We start from the raw sequence: 17,066 nt of genomic DNA on the forward strand, positions 1-17,066 counted from the left end.
GGGTTCGCAGGCGCGGGGCTTTTTTGTATGATGTGCGACCCGTGCGCACTGGGCGCCGATAGAGGTTGAGCATGCAGGCCCTAGAAGTTAAAAGCTTCCTTGAAGGAAAGCTGCCGGATACGAACGTAGAAGTTGAAGGCGAAGGCTGCAACTTCCAGCTGAATGTGATTAGCGATGAACTGGCGAAAATGAGCCCGGTCAAGCGTCAACAGCAGATCTATGCCCATTTGAACCCGTGGATCACCGATGGCAGCATCCACGCGGTCACTATGAAATTTTTCAGCCGCGCGGCCTGGGCCGAGCGCACCTGAGCCCCCAAGGCGTCGAGATTCTTATGGATAAATTGATTATTACCGGCGGTGCCCGCCTCGATGGCGAGATCCGCATTTCCGGTGCGAAAAACTCCGCCTTGCCGATCCTGGCAGCAACCCTGTTGTGCGACGGCCCGGTGACGGTGGCCAACCTGCCGCACCTGCACGACATCACCACCATGATTGAGCTGTTCGGTCGCATGGGCATTGAGCCTGTGATCGACGAGAAACTGTCAGTCGAAATCGACCCGCGAACCATCAAGACTTTGATCGCTCCGTACGAATTGGTGAAAACCATGCGTGCGTCGATCCTGGTACTCGGCCCGATGGTTGCCCGTTTCGGTGAAGCCGAAGTGGCCCTGCCTGGCGGTTGCGCCATTGGTTCGCGTCCGGTCGACCTGCACATCCGTGGCCTGGAAGCCATGGGCGCAGTCATCGACGTCGAAGGCGGCTATATCAAGGCCAAGGCGCCGGAAGGCGGCCTGCGTGGTGCGAACTTCTTCTTTGATACCGTCAGCGTAACCGGTACCGAGAACATCATGATGGCCGCTGCCCTGGCCAAAGGCCGCAGCGTGCTGCAAAACGCCGCACGTGAGCCGGAAGTGGTCGACCTGGCCAACTTCCTCAACGCCATGGGTGCGAAAGTTTCCGGTGCTGGCACCGACACCATCACCATTGATGGTGTAGAGCGTCTGCACACTGCCACCTATAAAGTCATGCCGGACCGTATCGAGACCGGTACCTACCTGGTCGCCGCTGCCGTCACCGGTGGTCGTGTGAAGGTCAAGGACACCGATCCGACCATCCTTGAAGCCGTCCTGGAAAAACTCAAGGAAGCCGGCGCAGAAATCACCACCGGTGAAGACTGGATCGAGCTCAACATGCACGGTAAGCGGCCAAAGGCCGTCAACGTGCGTACCGCTCCATACCCGGCCTTCCCGACCGACATGCAGGCGCAGTTCATCTCCCTGAACGCGATTGCCGAAGGCACCGGTGCCGTGATCGAGACCATCTTCGAAAACCGCTTCATGCATGTGTATGAACTGCACCGCATGGGCGCCAAGATCCAGGTCGAAGGCAATACCGCCATCGTCACCGGCATCGACAAGCTCAAGGGCGCGCCAGTGATGGCTACCGACCTGCGTGCCTCGGCCAGCCTGGTGATCTCGGCACTGTGTGCCGAAGGCGACACCCTGATCGACCGCATCTACCACATAGACCGTGGCTACGAGTGCATCGAGGAAAAACTGCAGATGCTCGGCGCAAAAATCCGCCGCGTACCGGGCTAGTCCCTGTTTGTGGCGAGGGAGCTTGCTCCCGCTGGACTGCATAGCAGTCCCGCTCTTCGAGGGCCGCTTCGCGTCCCAGCGGGAGCAAGCTCCCTCGCCACAGTTTGTTGTTAACTGGTTTGTTTCAAATCGAGGCTGTCATGGCCTCGATCTGTGTCCGGCGCCATTTGCGACCGGGCCGCAATAGCCTGATGAAGGACTGACGTTCCCATGTTGACCATCGCACTGTCCAAGGGCCGCATCCTTGACGACACGTTGCCGCTTCTGGCTGAAGCGGGCATCGTGCCGACCGAGAATCCGGACAAGAGCCGCAAGCTGATCATCCCCACGACCCAGGACGACGTGCGTCTGCTGATCGTGCGGGCTACCGACGTGCCGACCTACGTTGAACATGGTGCCGCCGACCTGGGTGTGGCCGGCAAGGACGTACTGATGGAATACGGTGGCCAGGGCCTCTACGAGCCATTGGACCTGCGTATTGCCCTGTGCAAGCTGATGACCGCCGGCCGTGTCGGCGATGTCGAGCCCAAGGGCCGCCTGCGGGTCGCCACCAAATTCGTCAACGTCGCCAAGCGCTACTACGCCGAACAAGGCCGCCAGGTCGATATCATCAAGCTCTACGGCTCGATGGAGCTGGCACCGCTGATTGGCCTGGCCGACAAGATCATCGACGTGGTCGACACCGGCAACACCCTGCGCGCCAACGGTTTGGAACCGCAGGATTTCATTGCCGACATCAGCTCCCGCCTGATCGTCAACAAAGCGTCGATGAAGATGCAACACGCCCGTATCCAGGCGTTGATCGACACCCTGCGCAAGGCAGTGGAGTCTCGACACCGCGGTTGACTCACCCGCGTAGCCTAAAGGCTGCGCCCGTCTATCCGCCTCATAGCCAGAATTCTCAGGTGCCCAAGCGGAGCGAACGGTAGTTTAGGGCGCCTGAGTTTTTGCCAATCCTATGAGGCCCTCGCTATGACCACGTCCACTGCAATTGCCCGACTCAACGCTGCCGACCCGGATTTCGCCCATCATCTGGATCATCTGCTGAGCTGGGAAAGCGTGTCCGACGATTCGGTCAACCAGCGCGTGCTCGATATTATCAAGGCCGTGCGCGAGCGCGGTGACGCTGCGCTGGTGGACTTCACCCGTCAGTTCGACGGCCTGGACGTCAAGTCCATGGCTGACCTGATCCTGCCTCGCGAACGCCTGGAGCTGGCGCTGACACGCATCACCATCGCCCAGCGCGAAGCCTTGGAAGTGGCAGCGACTCGGGTACGCAGCTACCACGAAAAACAGAAGCAGGACTCCTGGAGCTACACCGAGGCCGATGGCACCGTGCTGGGCCAGAAGGTCACGCCGCTGGACCGGGCTGGCCTGTATGTACCGGGCGGCAAGGCTTCTTATCCGTCGTCGGTGCTGATGAATGCAATTCCGGCCAAGGTCGCGGGCGTAACCGAAGTGGTCATGGTGGTACCGACCCCGCGTGGCGAGATCAACGAGCTGGTGCTGGCCGCCGCCTGCATCGCCGGCGTCGACCGCGTATTCACCATCGGTGGCGCCCAAGCCGTCGCGGCGCTGGCCTATGGCACCGAAAGCGTGCCGAAGGTCGACAAGGTGGTCGGCCCCGGCAATATCTATGTCGCCACGGCCAAGCGCCATGTTTTCGGCCAGGTCGGCATCGACATGATCGCCGGCCCCTCGGAAATCCTCGTGGTGTGTGACGGCCAGACCGACCCGGACTGGATCGCCATGGACCTGTTCTCCCAGGCCGAGCACGACGAAGACGCCCAGGCGATCCTGGTCAGCCCCGACGCCGAGTTCCTCGACAAGGTTGCCGCCAGCATTGATAAGCTGCTGCCGACCATGGAGCGTGCCGAAATCATCGAGAAGTCGATCAATGGCCGCGGTGCGCTGATCCTGGTACGTGACATGGAGCAGGCCATCGAGGTGGCCAACCGCATCGCGCCGGAGCACCTTGAGCTGTCCGTAGCGGACCCACAGGCCTGGCTGCCGTCGATTCGTCACGCTGGGGCGATCTTCATGGGGCGCCACACCAGCGAAGCCCTGGGTGACTACTGTGCCGGGCCTAACCACGTGCTGCCGACCTCGGGCACCGCGCGCTTCTCATCGCCACTGGGGGTGTACGACTTCCAGAAGCGCTCGTCGATCATCTTCTGTTCACCCCAAGGCGCTTCCGAACTGGGCAAGACCGCTTCGGTGCTGGCCCGTGGTGAATCCTTGAGTGCCCACGCACGCAGCGCTGAATATCGCATTCTTGACGAGAAGGGGAACTGAGGCATGAGCAAATTCTGGAGCCCTTTCGTCAAGGACCTCGTGCCTTACGTACCCGGTGAGCAACCGAAGCTGACCAAGCTGGTCAAGCTCAACACCAATGAAAACCCTTATGGCCCATCGCCCAAGGCGCTGGCGGCCATGCAGGCCGAGCTGAACGACAACCTGCGCTTGTACCCGGACCCCAACAGCGACCTGCTCAAGCAGGCCGTGGCCAAGTATTACGCAATCGATGCCGACAAGGTGTTCCTCGGTAACGGTTCCGATGAAGTCCTGGCGCACATCTTTCATGGTCTGTTCCAGCACGATCTGCCACTGCTGTTCCCGGATATCAGCTACAGCTTTTACCCGGTGTACTGCGGCTTGTACGGCATCCAGTTCGACGCCGTGCCGTTGGATGAACAGTTCCAGATCCGCGTGGCGGACTACGCCAAGCCCAACGGCGGGATCATCATCCCCAACCCGAACGCGCCGACCGGCTGCGTACTGGCGCTGGATGCGGTGGAGCAGCTCCTCAAGGCCAGCCCGGACTCGGTCGTCGTGATCGATGAGGCCTACATCGACTTCGGCGGCGAGACCGCCATCAGCCTGGTAGACCGTTACCCGAACCTGCTGGTGACCCAGACCCTGTCCAAATCGCGCTCACTGGCCGGTTTGCGTGTGGGCCTGGCCGTGGGCCACCCAGACCTGATCGAGGCGCTGGAGCGGGTCAAGAACAGCTTTAACTCCTACCCGCTGGATCGCCTGGCGGTTGTCGGTGCGGCGGCGGCGTTCGATGACCGTGAGTATTTCGCGAAGACCTGCCAGTTGGTGATCGACAGTCGCGAGAAGCTCGTTGCGCAGTTGCAGGCTAAAGGCTTTGACGTGTTGCCATCAGCGGCCAACTTCATCTTCGCTCGCCACCCGCAACACGACGCAGCCGGCCTGGCGGCCAGGTTGCGTGAGCAAGGGGTGATTGTGCGGCACTTCAAGCAGGAGCGGATCGCCCAGTTCCTGCGGATCAGCATCGGTACGCCGGAGCAGAACCAGGCGCTGATCGACGGGCTCGGCGAGCTCTGACAGACGCTGAAAATCAAATGTGGGAGGGGGCTTGCTCCCGATTGCGGTGTATCAGTCACTATCTCTGTTGACTGACACTCCGCTATCGGGAGCAAGCCCCCTCCCACATTGGGTTCTACAGTGTCGGTTAGATCAGCGGCTCATCCGGCTTCTTGTTCTTCCAGCCATCATTGCCCGGCAGCAGCAGGTTCAGACCAATCGCTACCACCGCACACAGGGCAATGCCCTTGAGGCCGAAATCATCCGGGCCGGTGCCGGTGCCGACCAACACACCGCCAATCCCGAACACCAGGGTCACCGACACAATCACCAGATTGCGTGCTTCACCCAGGTCGATTCTGTGGCGAATCAGCGTGTTCATCCCCACTGCGGCAATCGAACCGAACAGCAGGCATAGAATCCCGCCCATCACCGGTACAGGGATGCTCTGCAGCAGTGCGCCGAACTTGCCGATAAACGCCAGGCTGATGGCAAACACCGCCGCCCAGGTCATGATCTTCGGGTTGTAGTTCTTGGTCAGCATCACTGCGCCGGTCACTTCGGCGTAGGTGGTATTCGGCGGGCCGCCAAACATTCCCGCTGCCGTGGTGGCAATGCCGTCACCCAGCAACGTGCGGTGCAGGCCAGGCTTTTTCAGGTAATCACGGCCGGTCACGCTGCCTACTGCAATCACACCGCCGATATGCTCGATCGCCGGGGCCAGGGCCACTGGGACGATGAACAGGATCGCCTGCCAGTTGAACTCCGGCGCGGTGAAGTGGGGCAGGGCGAACCAGGGCGCAGCGGCGATCTTTGCGGTGTCGACCACGCCAAAGTAGAACGACATGGCAAACCCTACCAGCACCCCGGAAATGATCGGCACCAGGCGGAAAATGCCTTTGCCGAACACCGCGACGATCAAGGTGGTGAGCAGCGCTGGCATCGAAATCAGCATCGCCGTCTGGTAATGGATCAACTCGGCACCGTCGCCGGACTTGCCCATGGCCATATTGGCGGCAATCGGTGCCATGGCCAGGCCGATGGAAATAATCACCGGGCCGATCACCACGGGTGGCAACAGCCGGTCGATAAACCCGGTGCCCTTGACCTTCACGGCCAAGCCCAGGAACGTGTAGACAAAACCTGCCGCCATCACCCCACCCATGGTCGCCGCCAGGCCGAACTGGCCCTTGGCGAGAATGATCGGGGTGATAAAGGCGAAGCTCGATGCCAGGAAGACCGGCACCTGCCGCCCTGTCACCACCTGGAACAGCAACGTGCCCAGGCCTGCGGTGAACAGTGCGACGTTTGGATCAAGACCTGTGATCAGCGGCATCAACACCAGCGCGCCAAATGCTACGAAGAGCATCTGTGCGCCAGACAGGATCTGGCGCCAAAGCGGGTCGTTGAATTCATCCTGCATGCTCACGCGTCCTTCTGCTTGGTGCCGAAGATCTTGTCACCGGCATCGCCCAGGCCTGGGATAATGTAGCCGTGCTCGTTCAGGCGCTCATCGATGGACGCAGTGTAGATCTGCACATCAGGGTGAGCCTTCTCGACGGCGGCGATACCTTCGGGCGCGGCCACCAGCACCATGGCGCGAATGTCTCGGCAGCCGGCTTTTTTCAGCAGGTCGATGGTTGCGACCATGGAACTGCCGGTGGCGAGCATCGGGTCGATGATCATGGCCAGGCGTTCGTTGATTTCCGGGACGAGTTTTTCCAGGTAGGTGTGGGCCTGCAGGGTTTCTTCATTGCGGGCTACGCCCACGGCGCTGACCTTGGCGCCCGGGATCAGGCTGAGGACGCCTTCGAGCATGCCGATACCGGCGCGCAGGATCGGCACGACGGTAATTTTCTTACCGGCGATTTTCTCCACTTGTACGGGACCGGCCCAACCGGGGATCTCGTAGGTCTCCAGGGGTAAATCCTTGGTGGCTTCGTAAGTGAGCAGCGCTCCGACTTCCTGAGCAAGCTCACGGAAATTCTTCGTGCTAATGTCGGCACGGCGCATAAGGCCGAGTTTGTGTCGGATCAGCGGGTGGCGGATCTCGCGAGTGGGCATGGGAAAGGCTCCGGCGGCGGGCAAAAAAACCGGCCTAGATTAATCTATCCGAGGGTGTTGTCCTATAGACATCAAGTACGTTAGTCCATAAAGGCTTGATTGGAGCGCACGAGAAGCGTACCTTCGCCCGCTTTTCTTGCCACAGCACCCCTTGGAGAGCGCCATGTCTGCTGATCTCGAGCATATCCGTCAAATCATGCACGAGGCTGACTGCCTGTACACCGAAGCGCAAGTCGAAGCAGCGATCGCCAAGGTTGGCGCGCACATCACCCGCGAAATGGCCGACACCAACCCGGTGGTCTTCTGCGTGATGAACGGTGGCCTGATCTTCGCCGGCAAATTGCTCACACACCTGCAATTCCCGTTGGAAGCTTCCTACCTGCACGCTACCCGCTATCGCAATGAAACCAGCGGCGGCGATCTGTTCTGGAAGGCCAAGCCGGAAGTCTCGTTTATCGATCGCGATGTGCTGATCATCGATGACATTCTCGATGAAGGCCACACCCTGGGTGCGATCATCGACTTTTGCAAACACGCCGGCGCGCGTAAAGTGCATACCGCCGTACTGATCGACAAAGACCACGACCGCAAGGCCCGTCCTGAGCTGAAAGCCGACTTCGTCGGGTTGCCGTGCATCGACCGCTATATCTTCGGTTATGGCATGGACTACAAGGGTTACTGGCGTAACGCCAATGGCATTTTTGCCGTTAAAGGAATGTAAATGATGGCCCGCTTTCTTGATCAGACCCTGTTTGCTGAGTTGGCCGAGAAAGCGGCCGCTAATCCCCGTGGCCGTCAGAACGTCAACTTTCATCAGATGCAAGAGCCTTGTCATCGCATGGCAGTTGGCTTGCAGCCCAACACTTATGTGCAGCCTCATCGCCACCTGACCGCTGATAAAGCTGAAACCCTGCTGGTGCTCAAAGGCCGCTTGGGCATCCTGATTTTCAGCGAAACGGGCGAGGTGTTGAGCAAGCGTGTGCTTCAGGCTGGAGGCGAGTGCCAGGGCGTCGACCTGTCGCCAGGAGTGTTTCACGGCCTGGTGGTGCTGGAGCCGGACAGCGTGATGTTTGAATGCAAGGCGGGCCCTTACCGTCCGGTTGGCGAAGGCGAGCTGGCCAGTTGGGCACCCCGTGAAGGCGAGGCGGGTATGGCTGAGTATCACCGCTGGATGCTTGCCCAGTTCGATTAAGCCCCTCCCACATACTGCATCGCGCAGGTAGACTTCAAATCCCGTGTAAATGTCTGCAGGCTGGAGTCGGTAATGCGTAAAGATAAGAAACAGGTGATTGGCGACGAGATCGGTGACGACCAAATCAAGTTGTTCCTGGACTTCGAGCCGGTTGATGCGACTTCGCCGTCCCTGCACAAACTGATCAAGGCCTATCGCGGCCTGCGTATCGACGATTTCGAGCGTTTCCTGGGCTTTTTCAAAGAAGCAGGCCTGGACCTGGATGGCCAGGATGAGCATGGCCAGACCTTCGTCGACCTGATCAAGGACCAGCGCAACGCCGCTGAATACATCGAGTTGATCGACAAAGCCCGCGGCTGATTATCCGAGCCACAAAAAAACGCCCCGGCCTCATAAGAGTCCGGGGCGTTTCGCTTTCAACTGTAGGAGCGAGCTTGCTCGCGAAGAACCTGAGAGCGCCGCGTCAAACCAGATGAGCTGCGCTATCGTTATCGTTTTTCGCGAGCGAGCTCGCTGCTACAGGTTCCACCAGTTCCAGGCTGATGTTGTTCTGCGTGTTGATCTTGCGATACAGCTCTGCATCGGTCTCCAGGACCTTTTCCCGTGCCGGGAAGATCTCGTGCAGCTTGGTCGCCCATTCACCGGCCGCTTTCTGCGGGAAGCAGCGCTCAATCAGTTCGAGCATGATCGACACGGTAACGGAGGCACCCGGGGACGCGCCCAACAGCGCCGCCAGTGAACCATCCTTGGCTGCCACCAGCTCGGTGCCGAATTGCAGCACGCCGCCTTTCTTCGGGTCTTTCTTGATGATCTGCACCCGCTGGCCGGCCACTTCCAGGCGCCAGTCCTCGGCTTTCGCCTCGGGGTAGAAGCGGCGCAGGGATTCCAGGCGCTGTTCCATGGACTGGCGTACTTCGCTGACCAGGTACTTGGTCAGGTCCATGTTGTCGCGGGCCACGGCCAGCATCGGGCCGATGTTGCCGGCGCGAATCGACATCGGCAGGTCAAGGAACGAGCCGTGCTTGAGGAACTTGGTGGTGAAGCCGGCATAAGGCCCGAACAGCAGGGATTTCTTGCCATCCACCACGCGGGTGTCCAGGTGTGGCACCGACATGGGCGGCGAGCCCACGGCTGCCTGGCTATACACCTTGGCCTGATGTTGCTTGACCACTTCCGGGTTATCACAACGCAGCCACTGGCCGCTGACCGGGAAGCCGCCGAAGCCCTTGCTTTCCTCGATGCCCGAGGCTTGCAGCAGCGGCAGCGCCGCACCGCCGGCGCCGAGGAATACAAATTTGGCGTCGACATCACGGCTGTTGCCGCTGTTGACGTCCTTGATGCTCACGGTCCAGCCGGCACCGTTGCGCTTGAGGCCGGTGACGCGCTTGCAGTATTTGACCTGGGCGTCCGGTGAACTGGTCAGGTGGCCAAGCAGCTGATTGGTCAGTGCGCCAAAGTTGACATCAGTGCCGTTCATCACGCGAGTGGCGGCGATTTTTTCGTCGAGCGGGCGGCCCGGCATCATCAGCGGCATCCACTCGGCCATTTCGCTGCGGTCTTCGGTGTAGTGCATATCCGAAAACGCGTGGTGCTGGCTGAGGGTCTCAAAGCGCTTCTTGAGGAAGGACACGCCTTTGTCGCCCTGCACGAAACTCAGGTGCGGAACCGGGCTGATGAACGACTTGGAAGAGCCAAAAGTGCCCTTCTTGGTCAGGTACGCCCAGAATTGCTTCGACACCTCGAACTGGGTGTTGATGTGTACGGCTTTCTTGATATCGATGGAGCCATCGGCGGCCTGCGGCGTGTAGTTCAGCTCACACAGCCCGGCGTGGCCGGTGCCTGCGTTGTTCCACGGGTTGGAACTCTCCGCGGCACCCGAATCCATCAGCTCAACGACTTCCAGCTTGAGGCCAGGGTCGAGCTCCTTGAGCAGTACGGCCAGGGTGGCACTCATGATGCCGGCCCCTACCAGTACTACGTCGACTGCTTCGTTATGCGCCATTTAACGCGTCTCCAAAATCTGCAGCACCAAATTGACGGCATGGCTGCCAGGAGTGACGGGGCGGTTCACGTGTTGCCCCAGGTTACCCATGGCCAGGATCGCCATGTCCGTTTCGCAATTCTTTGCAACTTCAGCACACGCTTCCTGCCGGGCTAATCTGCCTATGAACGCATTCATGGGCGCCTGTGGCAATTCGACTTATGGTCAAAGCGTGCGATTCGTGCAACCAATCCGTAGCGGACAGGCTCAAGCTCCGGTTTTTGAAGAAGGCTCGATCCTGTGTAATTGGGCTGCCCCAGACGCTGATGGTGCTTGTACAAACGCCAAACTATTCATTTGCTCGCCACACTCTTGTGAAGTTGTGAAAACCCGTTTTTTCACGCTCTTTTGAAGACGTGAACCTCAAAAAAGGGCTGCCCAGCCTGGCACCTGGCCCGCAAACCTCTGCCGACATGCGGCAAAACGGGCAAACAACTCAAGTGGCCGAGCGCAATGGCAGCTCTGGCAGATTCGACAAAGACGGGTGGTTTGCAAAGGAAACAGCAAGCACGCCAGCTTCACTCGATCTGTGTGGGCGGCTCTCTGTGGGCGATTTTGGGGGCTAATGCCTGGGCATTAACGATGCTGCGAGGCCCGATCAGGAGACGTCCTTATAATCGGGGGGAGATTGTAGCGAAGAACGCCAAGGAAATGGGCGTGTTTTATGACTTTTATTAGCGCCTCGGTCAGGAGGCCAACACTTGCCGGTGCCGTGGGCGAAAAACCTGTGGGCTGACCCGGGCGCTGGCCGGCAGTGGGCGGTGCATCCAGCCCAGGTGAGTCTCTGTCACTTCGACCCAGCCTTCACCGACCGGCGGCAGGCTGCACTGCTTGAATGCCTGGCAATGGCCTTGGGCATCGAGCAGGGCGAAGTGGCGGTGACGGGTGTGTGTCATAAACAGGGTCTTGAGAAGGCGCATGGCTGTGTACCTATTGCGTTACATGCTTGAAGGTTGCCAGTGTGGCATGACACTGGGGTGACGAATTTATGCGAATTTGTAATTTGCCCCCTGCCTTCAGCCGCCGTTCAGGATCGCTGGTGAGTGGCGCGCGTGCACCGTTATACTGGCGGCCTGTCTGCACCCAGTCCTGGAGAAATGAGTATGTTGCAACGCCTGTTGTTCGGTTTGATCACTGTGACCAGTTTGACCCTGGTTGGCTGCGCCAACAGCCCGCAACAACTCAGCCCGCAGCCTAAAGTCACTGCGCCATTGGCCGCGGTAGGCCATGGCCAGCCGGTGTCGGTGCGGGTGGTAGACGGTCGCCCGTCGCCGACCCTGGGTTCGCGTGGCGGCCTGTACCCTGAGACGGCGCTGATTTCGGTGACCGGCCAGGACGTGCTGCCCAAGTTGCAGGCCCAGGCTGAAGCCGCCGTGCGCTTGCTGGGCTTTACCCCGACCAACTCCCCAGGCGTGCCGCAACTGACTGTGACCCTGGCCGAGCTGAAATATCAGTCGCCCAAGGAAGGCCTGTATGTGACCGAAGCGTCCATCGGTGCGACCTTCAAGTCCGACGTCAGCGCCGGTACCCGCCGCTACAGCGGCCGCTACGCCGCCTCGCTCAACCAGCGCTTCGGGATGTCGCCCAACCAGGAAACCAACACCAAGTTGGTCAGCGACGTGCTCAGTGATGCCTTGACCCGCCTGTTCAAGGACCCAAGCATCGGCCAATTGCTCAGCGCGCAATAAGCTGTCCGCAAAAAAACCGGGCTCAGCGATGAGCCCGGTTTTTTTATGCCTGCGGTTTGGTCAGGCCGCCGTATCGACATAAAAGTCCAGCACACTCACGCCGGTAAGCAAATCCAGCTCCGGCAGGTCGGCATGCTGGTGCCCGCCGAGGGCGCAATACACCAGCCAGTGGCGGTCCTGGACGTTGAACGCGAGGCTGCCGATCAGCGCCTCTTGCTCATCGCTTTGGGCGATCAGATACAGTCGATCCTGGTTTTGCGCATGCAACATGACAAGCTCCTCAAGCGTCGAAGGGCAACAGGGTGGCTTGTTAAGGTGACGTTCAGGTGACGCTGTAAATTACTGGATACATTAGTCGTCCACGGGAAGGGAGTATCAAAGACGCAGGAGGCGACTATCGTTCAGCTTTGTATCTGGACTGATACCCGAACACTGATCCGCTGAGGTTTGCGATGGCGCTGCCTGCACTGTTCATCAATGCTGTTGCCCTGCTGGTTGCCTGCTCGGGCGCCCTGGTGCTGTTCATCACCCGCCTGCACGCGCAACGCGCAATGGCCGACCTGGCCATGCGCAGCGAAGAGCGTGCGATTGACCAGCCGATGCTCTTTTTGGACACCCGCACCGAACGGGCGCATCGCCAGTCTTACCGGGTTGGGTTCGCCTGCCTTGGCCTGGCCCTGGCCGCCTCCTGGCTCAGCACCCACTTGTAGGAGCGAGCTTGCTCGTGAAAAACTCAAAGGCGCCGCGTTTATTCAGAAAGCACGCGTTATCGTTGACGTTTTTCGCGAGCGAGCTCGCTCCTACAGGTATTAGGGCTGCCCCCCTCTCCCACATTTGGATGAGTGTTTACAGGGGAATTCCGGCCTTGACCCGATACTGATTACGCACCGGCGTCGCATACTGCACCACCAGATAAGGCCGGTGCTCCGCCGGGCATTCGTTCAGGCGTCGTTCCCATTCCGCCTTGGCCTTGGCCAGCTCATCGGCCGGGAATACATCGGCGGCCTTGGGCACCTGCAACTGCGGGTCGGCTTCACTCCATTGCGCGTACGCCAGGTAATGCACCGGGAACAGCCGGTAACCGCCGAGGATCTGCCGATCCATTTCCACTGCCAGCAGCTTGGTATCTTCGAAGCGCTCGGTGATCGGCGGCGCAAAATTCACATGCACCCGGCCCTTGTAGCCGGTGATGCCCAATGCAATGCTCACATCGTCCTCACCCGGTGCCTTGGCGTAGGTGCCGGTGGTGGCGCGGATATACAGCTCGCGGGCCTTGGCGGCGTCGCAAGGGTCGTACTCGTAGCTGATGGACACCGGCGTCAGGTTCAACGACTGGATGACCTCGGCAAACGGCTCGTCCTTGCGGCTGACATGGAACATTTTGAGGATTGCCGATTCAGTGCGGTCATCGCCATCCTTGGCCCGGCCTTCGGCCTGGGCAATCCAGATCGACTGGCAGTCGTTGCGGATCGAATGGTTGATATAGGCCGACAGCAGGTTATAGGCCGCCATCTTCTCCTTTCGCCCGGTAATCGAACGGTGCACGATAAAGCTCTTGTTCAAGCGCATAAGGTCGCTGACAAACGGCTTTTGCAGCAGGTTGTCGCCGATGGCGATGCGTGGCGTCGGCAGGCCGGCGTGGTACACGGCATAGTTGACGAAGGCCGGGTCCATCACGATGTCGCGGTGGTTGGCCAAAAACAGATAGGCGGTGCCGGATTTGAGCTGTTCGACGCCGGTGTAGGTCACGCCGTCGGTCGCCCGGTCAATGGTGTGGTCGACGTAATACTCGACTTTGTCCTGCAGCGTGGCCACGGTGGTGACGCCGGCAAACTCGCGGCGCAATTTGCGTGCGATCATCGGCTTGAGCAACCAGCCCAGGGCGCCGGCAAATCGCGGGAAGCGGAAATGAGTCAGGATGTCCAGAAAGGCCTTGTCACTGAACAGGCGCGCCAGCACTGCCGGGACTTCGCTGTCGTTGTAAGGTCGGATGGTATCGAATTCGCCCATCATGCTCTCTTGTTAGAAACGGCTAGGGTAAGTAAAGGAAATAGCAGGAGCGGCGTGAGTAAACTGGCTCAGCCGGAAATAGCCCTGTAAATAGACCGGCGATTATACGCACAAGTCACCTTGGAGACTGCGATGCTGGAAACTGCGCTGTACGATTGTCCTTATTGTGGCGAAACGGTCGAGACAACGGTGGATTTGTCTGGTGGTGACCAGTCCTATATAGAAGACTGCCAAGTGTGTTGCCGGCCGATCACGTTCGACCTGCAAGTCCATGGTGACGAGTGGATGCTTGAAACCCGCAGTGAAAATGAATGACAGGTACGCCCATGCAGCGAATCTATGAACCGGAAAACCTGATGGAAGCCGAGCTGCTGCAACAGATGCTTGCCAGCGAAGGAATCGAGGCGCACTTGGTGGGCCGCCATTTGCTCGGTGGCACCGGCGAACTGCCGATCTTTGGCTTGCTTGGGCTTGAAGTCGACAATGACCAGGCCGCCTGTGCCCGCGAGCTGATCACTGCCTATATCGGTGCGCAACCGCTGCCCGGTGATGAACCCGACAGCTTCCCCGACGTATTGGTCTGTTAGGCTGTCGGTCGGTTTACCCCAAGAGTCGTGTTGCCCCATGTGTGGACGTTATGCCCTGTTTCGCTGGAACCCCGCCTTTGCTGCCTTGCCCGGCTTCCCTGCCGACCAGCAGGCCCAGTGGAATATCTCTCCCAATGATTCGGTGCTGATCCAGCGCCTGAACGAGGGGCAGCTCACCCTGGCCCGTGCCCGTTGGGGCCTTACGCCGCCCTGGCTCACCGACCTTTCCCGCACCCCGGCCCATGCCCGCGCCGAAACCCTGGCCGAGCAACCGATGTTCCGCGAAGCCTTTCGCCAGCGTCGCTGCCTGCTGCCGGCCAACGGTTTCTACGAGTGGCGCGGCACCCAGCGCAAGCGCCCGTATTGGCTGACACCGGGGGAGGGTTCCACACTGTTTTTTGCCGCGATCTGGGAAGCATATCCGGTGCAGGAACAGGTGTGGCTGAGTACGGCGGTGATCACCCAGGCGGCGCAGAGCCAGCGACGCCCATTGATCCTGGATGCGGCAGGGCAGGCGGCGTGGCTCGATCCCGAGACGCCGCTGCATGTGTTGCAGGGCTTGCTGGTCGGTGAGCCCGCCGCATTACGCGAGCGCGTGCTGGCCAATATGGTCAATGATCCGAAGCTCAACGGGCCGGAGTGCCTGACCCCGGCTTGAGCCGATGCCTGCCAGGTCATCTGCACTGTGGGATGTGTCCGAAATTCAGCAGTTAAATGTCTGATGTATCTGGCGCGGATACAAACGACCGCCTACGATACGCGCCATGTGTTCAGGGAGCGTGTTCATGAAGAAGTCATTGGTGGTAAGTGGTTTGGTTGCAGCGATGCTGCTGGCGGGTTGTCAGTCGGTTAATACCACCAGCGGCGGCGCCGTTGGGGTAGAGCGCAAGCAGTACATGTTCAGCATGCTGTCGAGCCAGGAAGTCGACCAGATGTATGCCCAGTCCTACCAGCAGACCCTGGGTGAAGCCAGCGGCAAAGGGGTTTTGGACAAGACCAGCGCCAACGCCAAGCGCGTGCAGGCCATTGCCAAGCGTCTGATTGCCCAGGCACCCACCTTCCGCCCGGATGCGGCGCAATGGAACTGGGAAGTGAACCTGATCAAGAGCGACGAGATGAACGCCAACTGCGGGCCGGGCGGCAAGATCCTGGTGTACAGCGCGTTGATCGACAACCTCAAGCTCACCGATGACGAGTTGGCGGCGGTGATGGGCCATGAAATCGCCCACGCCTTGCGCGAACACGGGCGTGAAGCCATGTCCAAGGCGTACGGCATCGAGATGGCCAAGCAGGGCGCCGGGGCGATATTCGGTCTTGGCCAGGACAGCCTGGCATTGGCAGATACCGTGGCCAACTATGGCATGACCTTGCCCAACAGCCGCAGTAATGAGAACGAAGCGGACCTGATTGGCCTGGAACTCTCGGCCCGCGCCGGCTACAACCCGAATGCGGCGATCACCTTGTGGAACAAGATGGCCAAGGCTTCCGAAGGTGCCCCGCCGGAGTTCATGAGCACTCACCCGGCTTCCGACAGCCGCATCGCTTCGTTGCAGGCGGCGATTCCGAAGGTGATGCCGCTGTACCAACAGGCCAAGAAATCCTGATGGACGCCGTGTAGGAGCGAGCTTGCTCGCGAAAAACTCACCGGCACCGCGTTTATTCAGGCAGCACGCGTTATCGTTGACGTTTTTCGCGAGCAAGCTCGCTCCTACAGGCATCAGGGCCAACCATCCCTCGTGTTCGGTTTAGATCCAGCCACTGCTTTGCATGGCCTTGTACACCGCCACAATCGCCAGTACAAAGAACGCCGTAGCCGCCAATCGGCGAATCAAGGTCAACGGCAGTTTCTCCGCGGCAAAATTCCCCGCCAGAACCACCGGTACGTTGGCAATCAGCATGCCCAGGGTGGTGCCGATAATCACCAGCCACAACTCCGGGTATTGCGCTGCCAGCATCACCGTGGCGATCTGGGTCTTGTCACCGATTTCGGCGAGGAAGAACGCAATCAATGTGGTCAGGAACGGCCCGAACTTGCGGGTGGTACTGGCTTCGTCATCATCGAGTTTGTCTGGCACCAGGGTCCACAGCGCCGTGGCGCAGAAGCTCGCGGCGAGGATCCAGTGCAGCACTGCGTCCGAGAAGAAACTCCCGAACCAGGCCCCCACGGCACCGGCCGCCGCATGGTTGGCCAGGGTCGCGGCGACAATACCGGCGATGATCGGCCAGGGTTTGCGAAAGCGTGCGGCAAGGATAAGCGCGAGCAGTTGCGTCTTGTCGCCGATTTCGGCCAAGGCAACGATTGCGGTAGGAACGAGCAGTGAATCCAGCATCAGGTAGCTTCCAGGGGCGGGTCGACACGGCTATGACACGTACAGCCTTCCCGCCCCGGGTAAGGTGTGCGTGTCATAGGTCTTGTCAAACCCCGGTCCGTCTGTGCGGACTCCTGGGTCGCATACGCCATGGTCTGCTGACCAAGTATGTTGACGTATGCCGGACGAGCATGGTGCTCGTGGGAGACTACTCCCCTAGGACGCTGCGGATTCTGCCTAGGCAA

Annotated in this window: 21 protein-coding genes and 1 riboswitch; of the genes, 14 read left to right on the forward strand and 7 right to left on the reverse strand. The window is 60.0% G+C overall.

What is annotated here, in order from left to right; genetic code table 11:
- Positions 1-71 precede the first annotated feature (71 nt).
- The 5 genes from QYQ93_RS05425 to hisC all read left to right on the forward strand — a co-directional run bounded on the left by QYQ93_RS05425 (position 72) and on the right by hisC (position 4,951).
- The gene (locus QYQ93_RS05425) at positions 72-311 is read left to right on the forward strand and encodes a BolA family protein (protein ID WP_043050766.1); all 240 of its coding nucleotides are present in this window, start codon (positions 72-74) and stop codon (positions 309-311) included.
- 23 nt (positions 312-334) lie between these two features.
- Positions 335-1,600 (forward strand): UDP-N-acetylglucosamine 1-carboxyvinyltransferase, encoded by a 1,266-nt coding sequence (gene murA, locus QYQ93_RS05430; protein ID WP_043050767.1) that lies wholly within the window; start codon positions 335-337, stop codon positions 1,598-1,600.
- 210 nt (positions 1,601-1,810) lie between these two features.
- Positions 1,811-2,446 carry an ATP phosphoribosyltransferase gene (gene hisG / locus QYQ93_RS05435; protein WP_003188599.1) on the forward strand — a complete coding sequence of 212 codons (636 nt, stop codon included), beginning with the start codon at positions 1,811-1,813 and terminating at the stop codon, positions 2,444-2,446.
- A 126-nt stretch (positions 2,447-2,572) separates the two neighbouring features.
- Positions 2,573-3,895 (forward strand): histidinol dehydrogenase, encoded by a 1,323-nt coding sequence (gene hisD, locus QYQ93_RS05440; RefSeq protein WP_043050768.1) that lies wholly within the window; start codon positions 2,573-2,575, stop codon positions 3,893-3,895.
- 3 nt (positions 3,896-3,898) lie between these two features.
- Positions 3,899-4,951 carry a histidinol-phosphate transaminase gene (gene hisC, locus QYQ93_RS05445; protein ID WP_043050769.1) on the forward strand — a complete coding sequence of 351 codons (1,053 nt, stop codon included), beginning with the start codon at positions 3,899-3,901 and terminating at the stop codon, positions 4,949-4,951.
- A 127-nt stretch (positions 4,952-5,078) separates the two neighbouring features.
- On the opposite strand, the gene QYQ93_RS05450 is transcribed toward hisC, so the two are convergent.
- Complete coding sequence (locus QYQ93_RS05450) at positions 5,079-6,353, reverse strand: uracil-xanthine permease family protein (protein ID WP_005784866.1); 1,275 nt, start codon at positions 6,351-6,353, stop codon at positions 5,079-5,081.
- Between the two features lie 2 nt (positions 6,354-6,355).
- Complete coding sequence (gene upp / locus QYQ93_RS05455; protein ID WP_003188608.1) at positions 6,356-6,994, reverse strand: uracil phosphoribosyltransferase; 639 nt, start codon at positions 6,992-6,994, stop codon at positions 6,356-6,358.
- A gap of 163 nt (positions 6,995-7,157) precedes the next feature.
- Here upp and QYQ93_RS05460 point away from each other — a divergent pair, with 163 nt between their 5' ends.
- From QYQ93_RS05460 to QYQ93_RS05470, 3 genes are all read left to right on the forward strand, one after another.
- Positions 7,158-7,715: a hypoxanthine-guanine phosphoribosyltransferase gene (locus QYQ93_RS05460; protein WP_043050770.1), complete on the forward strand. Its 558-nt coding sequence runs from the start codon at positions 7,158-7,160 to the stop codon at positions 7,713-7,715.
- Between the two features lie 3 nt (positions 7,716-7,718).
- Complete coding sequence (locus tag QYQ93_RS05465) at positions 7,719-8,186, forward strand: WbuC family cupin fold metalloprotein (protein WP_043050784.1); 468 nt, start codon at positions 7,719-7,721, stop codon at positions 8,184-8,186.
- A gap of 72 nt (positions 8,187-8,258) precedes the next feature.
- The gene (locus QYQ93_RS05470; RefSeq protein ID WP_043050771.1) at positions 8,259-8,546 is read left to right on the forward strand and encodes a PA4642 family protein; all 288 of its coding nucleotides are present in this window, start codon (positions 8,259-8,261) and stop codon (positions 8,544-8,546) included.
- A 103-nt stretch (positions 8,547-8,649) separates the two neighbouring features.
- Here the strand turns inward: QYQ93_RS05470 and mqo are convergent, their stop codons facing one another.
- Positions 8,650-10,188, reverse strand: a complete 1,539-nt coding sequence (gene mqo, locus QYQ93_RS05475) for a malate dehydrogenase (quinone) (RefSeq protein WP_043050772.1) — start codon at positions 10,186-10,188, stop codon at positions 8,650-8,652.
- Between the two features lie 725 nt (positions 10,189-10,913).
- Positions 10,914-11,147: a hypothetical protein gene (locus QYQ93_RS05480; RefSeq protein WP_043050773.1), complete on the reverse strand. Its 234-nt coding sequence runs from the start codon at positions 11,145-11,147 to the stop codon at positions 10,914-10,916.
- Positions 11,148-11,330: 183 nt separating this feature from the next.
- Here QYQ93_RS05480 and QYQ93_RS05485 point away from each other — a divergent pair, with 183 nt between their 5' ends.
- Positions 11,331-11,915 (forward strand): YajG family lipoprotein, encoded by a 585-nt coding sequence (locus QYQ93_RS05485; protein ID WP_043050774.1) that lies wholly within the window; start codon positions 11,331-11,333, stop codon positions 11,913-11,915.
- Between the two features lie 60 nt (positions 11,916-11,975).
- On the opposite strand, the gene QYQ93_RS05490 is transcribed toward QYQ93_RS05485, so the two are convergent.
- Complete coding sequence (locus QYQ93_RS05490) at positions 11,976-12,185, reverse strand: hypothetical protein (protein WP_043050775.1); 210 nt, start codon at positions 12,183-12,185, stop codon at positions 11,976-11,978.
- 182 nt (positions 12,186-12,367) lie between these two features.
- Here QYQ93_RS05490 and QYQ93_RS05495 point away from each other — a divergent pair, with 182 nt between their 5' ends.
- Positions 12,368-12,625, forward strand: a complete 258-nt coding sequence (locus tag QYQ93_RS05495) for a hypothetical protein (RefSeq protein WP_043050776.1) — start codon at positions 12,368-12,370, stop codon at positions 12,623-12,625.
- 136 nt (positions 12,626-12,761) lie between these two features.
- Here QYQ93_RS05495 and QYQ93_RS05500 read toward each other — a convergent pair whose 3' ends face one another.
- Positions 12,762-13,925, reverse strand: coding sequence for a 1-acyl-sn-glycerol-3-phosphate acyltransferase (locus QYQ93_RS05500; RefSeq protein ID WP_200893591.1), 1,164 nt, complete (start codon positions 13,923-13,925; stop codon positions 12,762-12,764).
- A 132-nt stretch (positions 13,926-14,057) separates the two neighbouring features.
- Between QYQ93_RS05500 and QYQ93_RS05505 the strand changes: the two genes are divergently transcribed.
- The 4 genes from QYQ93_RS05505 (at position 14,058) to QYQ93_RS05520 (ending at position 16,116) form a co-directional block, all read left to right on the forward strand.
- Positions 14,058-14,240, forward strand: a complete 183-nt coding sequence (locus QYQ93_RS05505) for a CPXCG motif-containing cysteine-rich protein (RefSeq protein WP_043050778.1) — start codon at positions 14,058-14,060, stop codon at positions 14,238-14,240.
- Positions 14,241-14,251: 11 nt separating this feature from the next.
- A complete protein-coding gene (locus tag QYQ93_RS05510) occupies positions 14,252-14,512 on the forward strand; it encodes a putative signal transducing protein (RefSeq protein ID WP_043050779.1) in 261 nt (86 codons plus the stop codon).
- A gap of 37 nt (positions 14,513-14,549) precedes the next feature.
- Positions 14,550-15,170, forward strand: coding sequence for an SOS response-associated peptidase (locus QYQ93_RS05515; RefSeq protein ID WP_338476484.1), 621 nt, complete (start codon positions 14,550-14,552; stop codon positions 15,168-15,170).
- 127 nt (positions 15,171-15,297) lie between these two features.
- On the forward strand, positions 15,298-16,116 hold the full coding sequence (locus tag QYQ93_RS05520) for a M48 family metallopeptidase (RefSeq protein WP_043050781.1): 819 nt from the start codon (positions 15,298-15,300) through the stop codon (positions 16,114-16,116).
- A 141-nt stretch (positions 16,117-16,257) separates the two neighbouring features.
- Here QYQ93_RS05520 and QYQ93_RS05525 read toward each other — a convergent pair whose 3' ends face one another.
- The gene (locus QYQ93_RS05525; RefSeq protein ID WP_005784895.1) at positions 16,258-16,842 is read right to left on the reverse strand and encodes a TMEM165/GDT1 family protein; all 585 of its coding nucleotides are present in this window, start codon (positions 16,840-16,842) and stop codon (positions 16,258-16,260) included.
- 87 nt (positions 16,843-16,929) lie between these two features.
- Positions 16,930-17,051: riboswitch (yybP-ykoY riboswitch) on the reverse strand.
- Positions 17,052-17,066: the final 15 nt, after the last annotated feature.

The organism is Pseudomonas khavaziana (assembly GCF_036704165.1).
GTDB lineage: Bacteria > Pseudomonadota > Gammaproteobacteria > Pseudomonadales > Pseudomonadaceae > Aquipseudomonas > Aquipseudomonas khavaziana.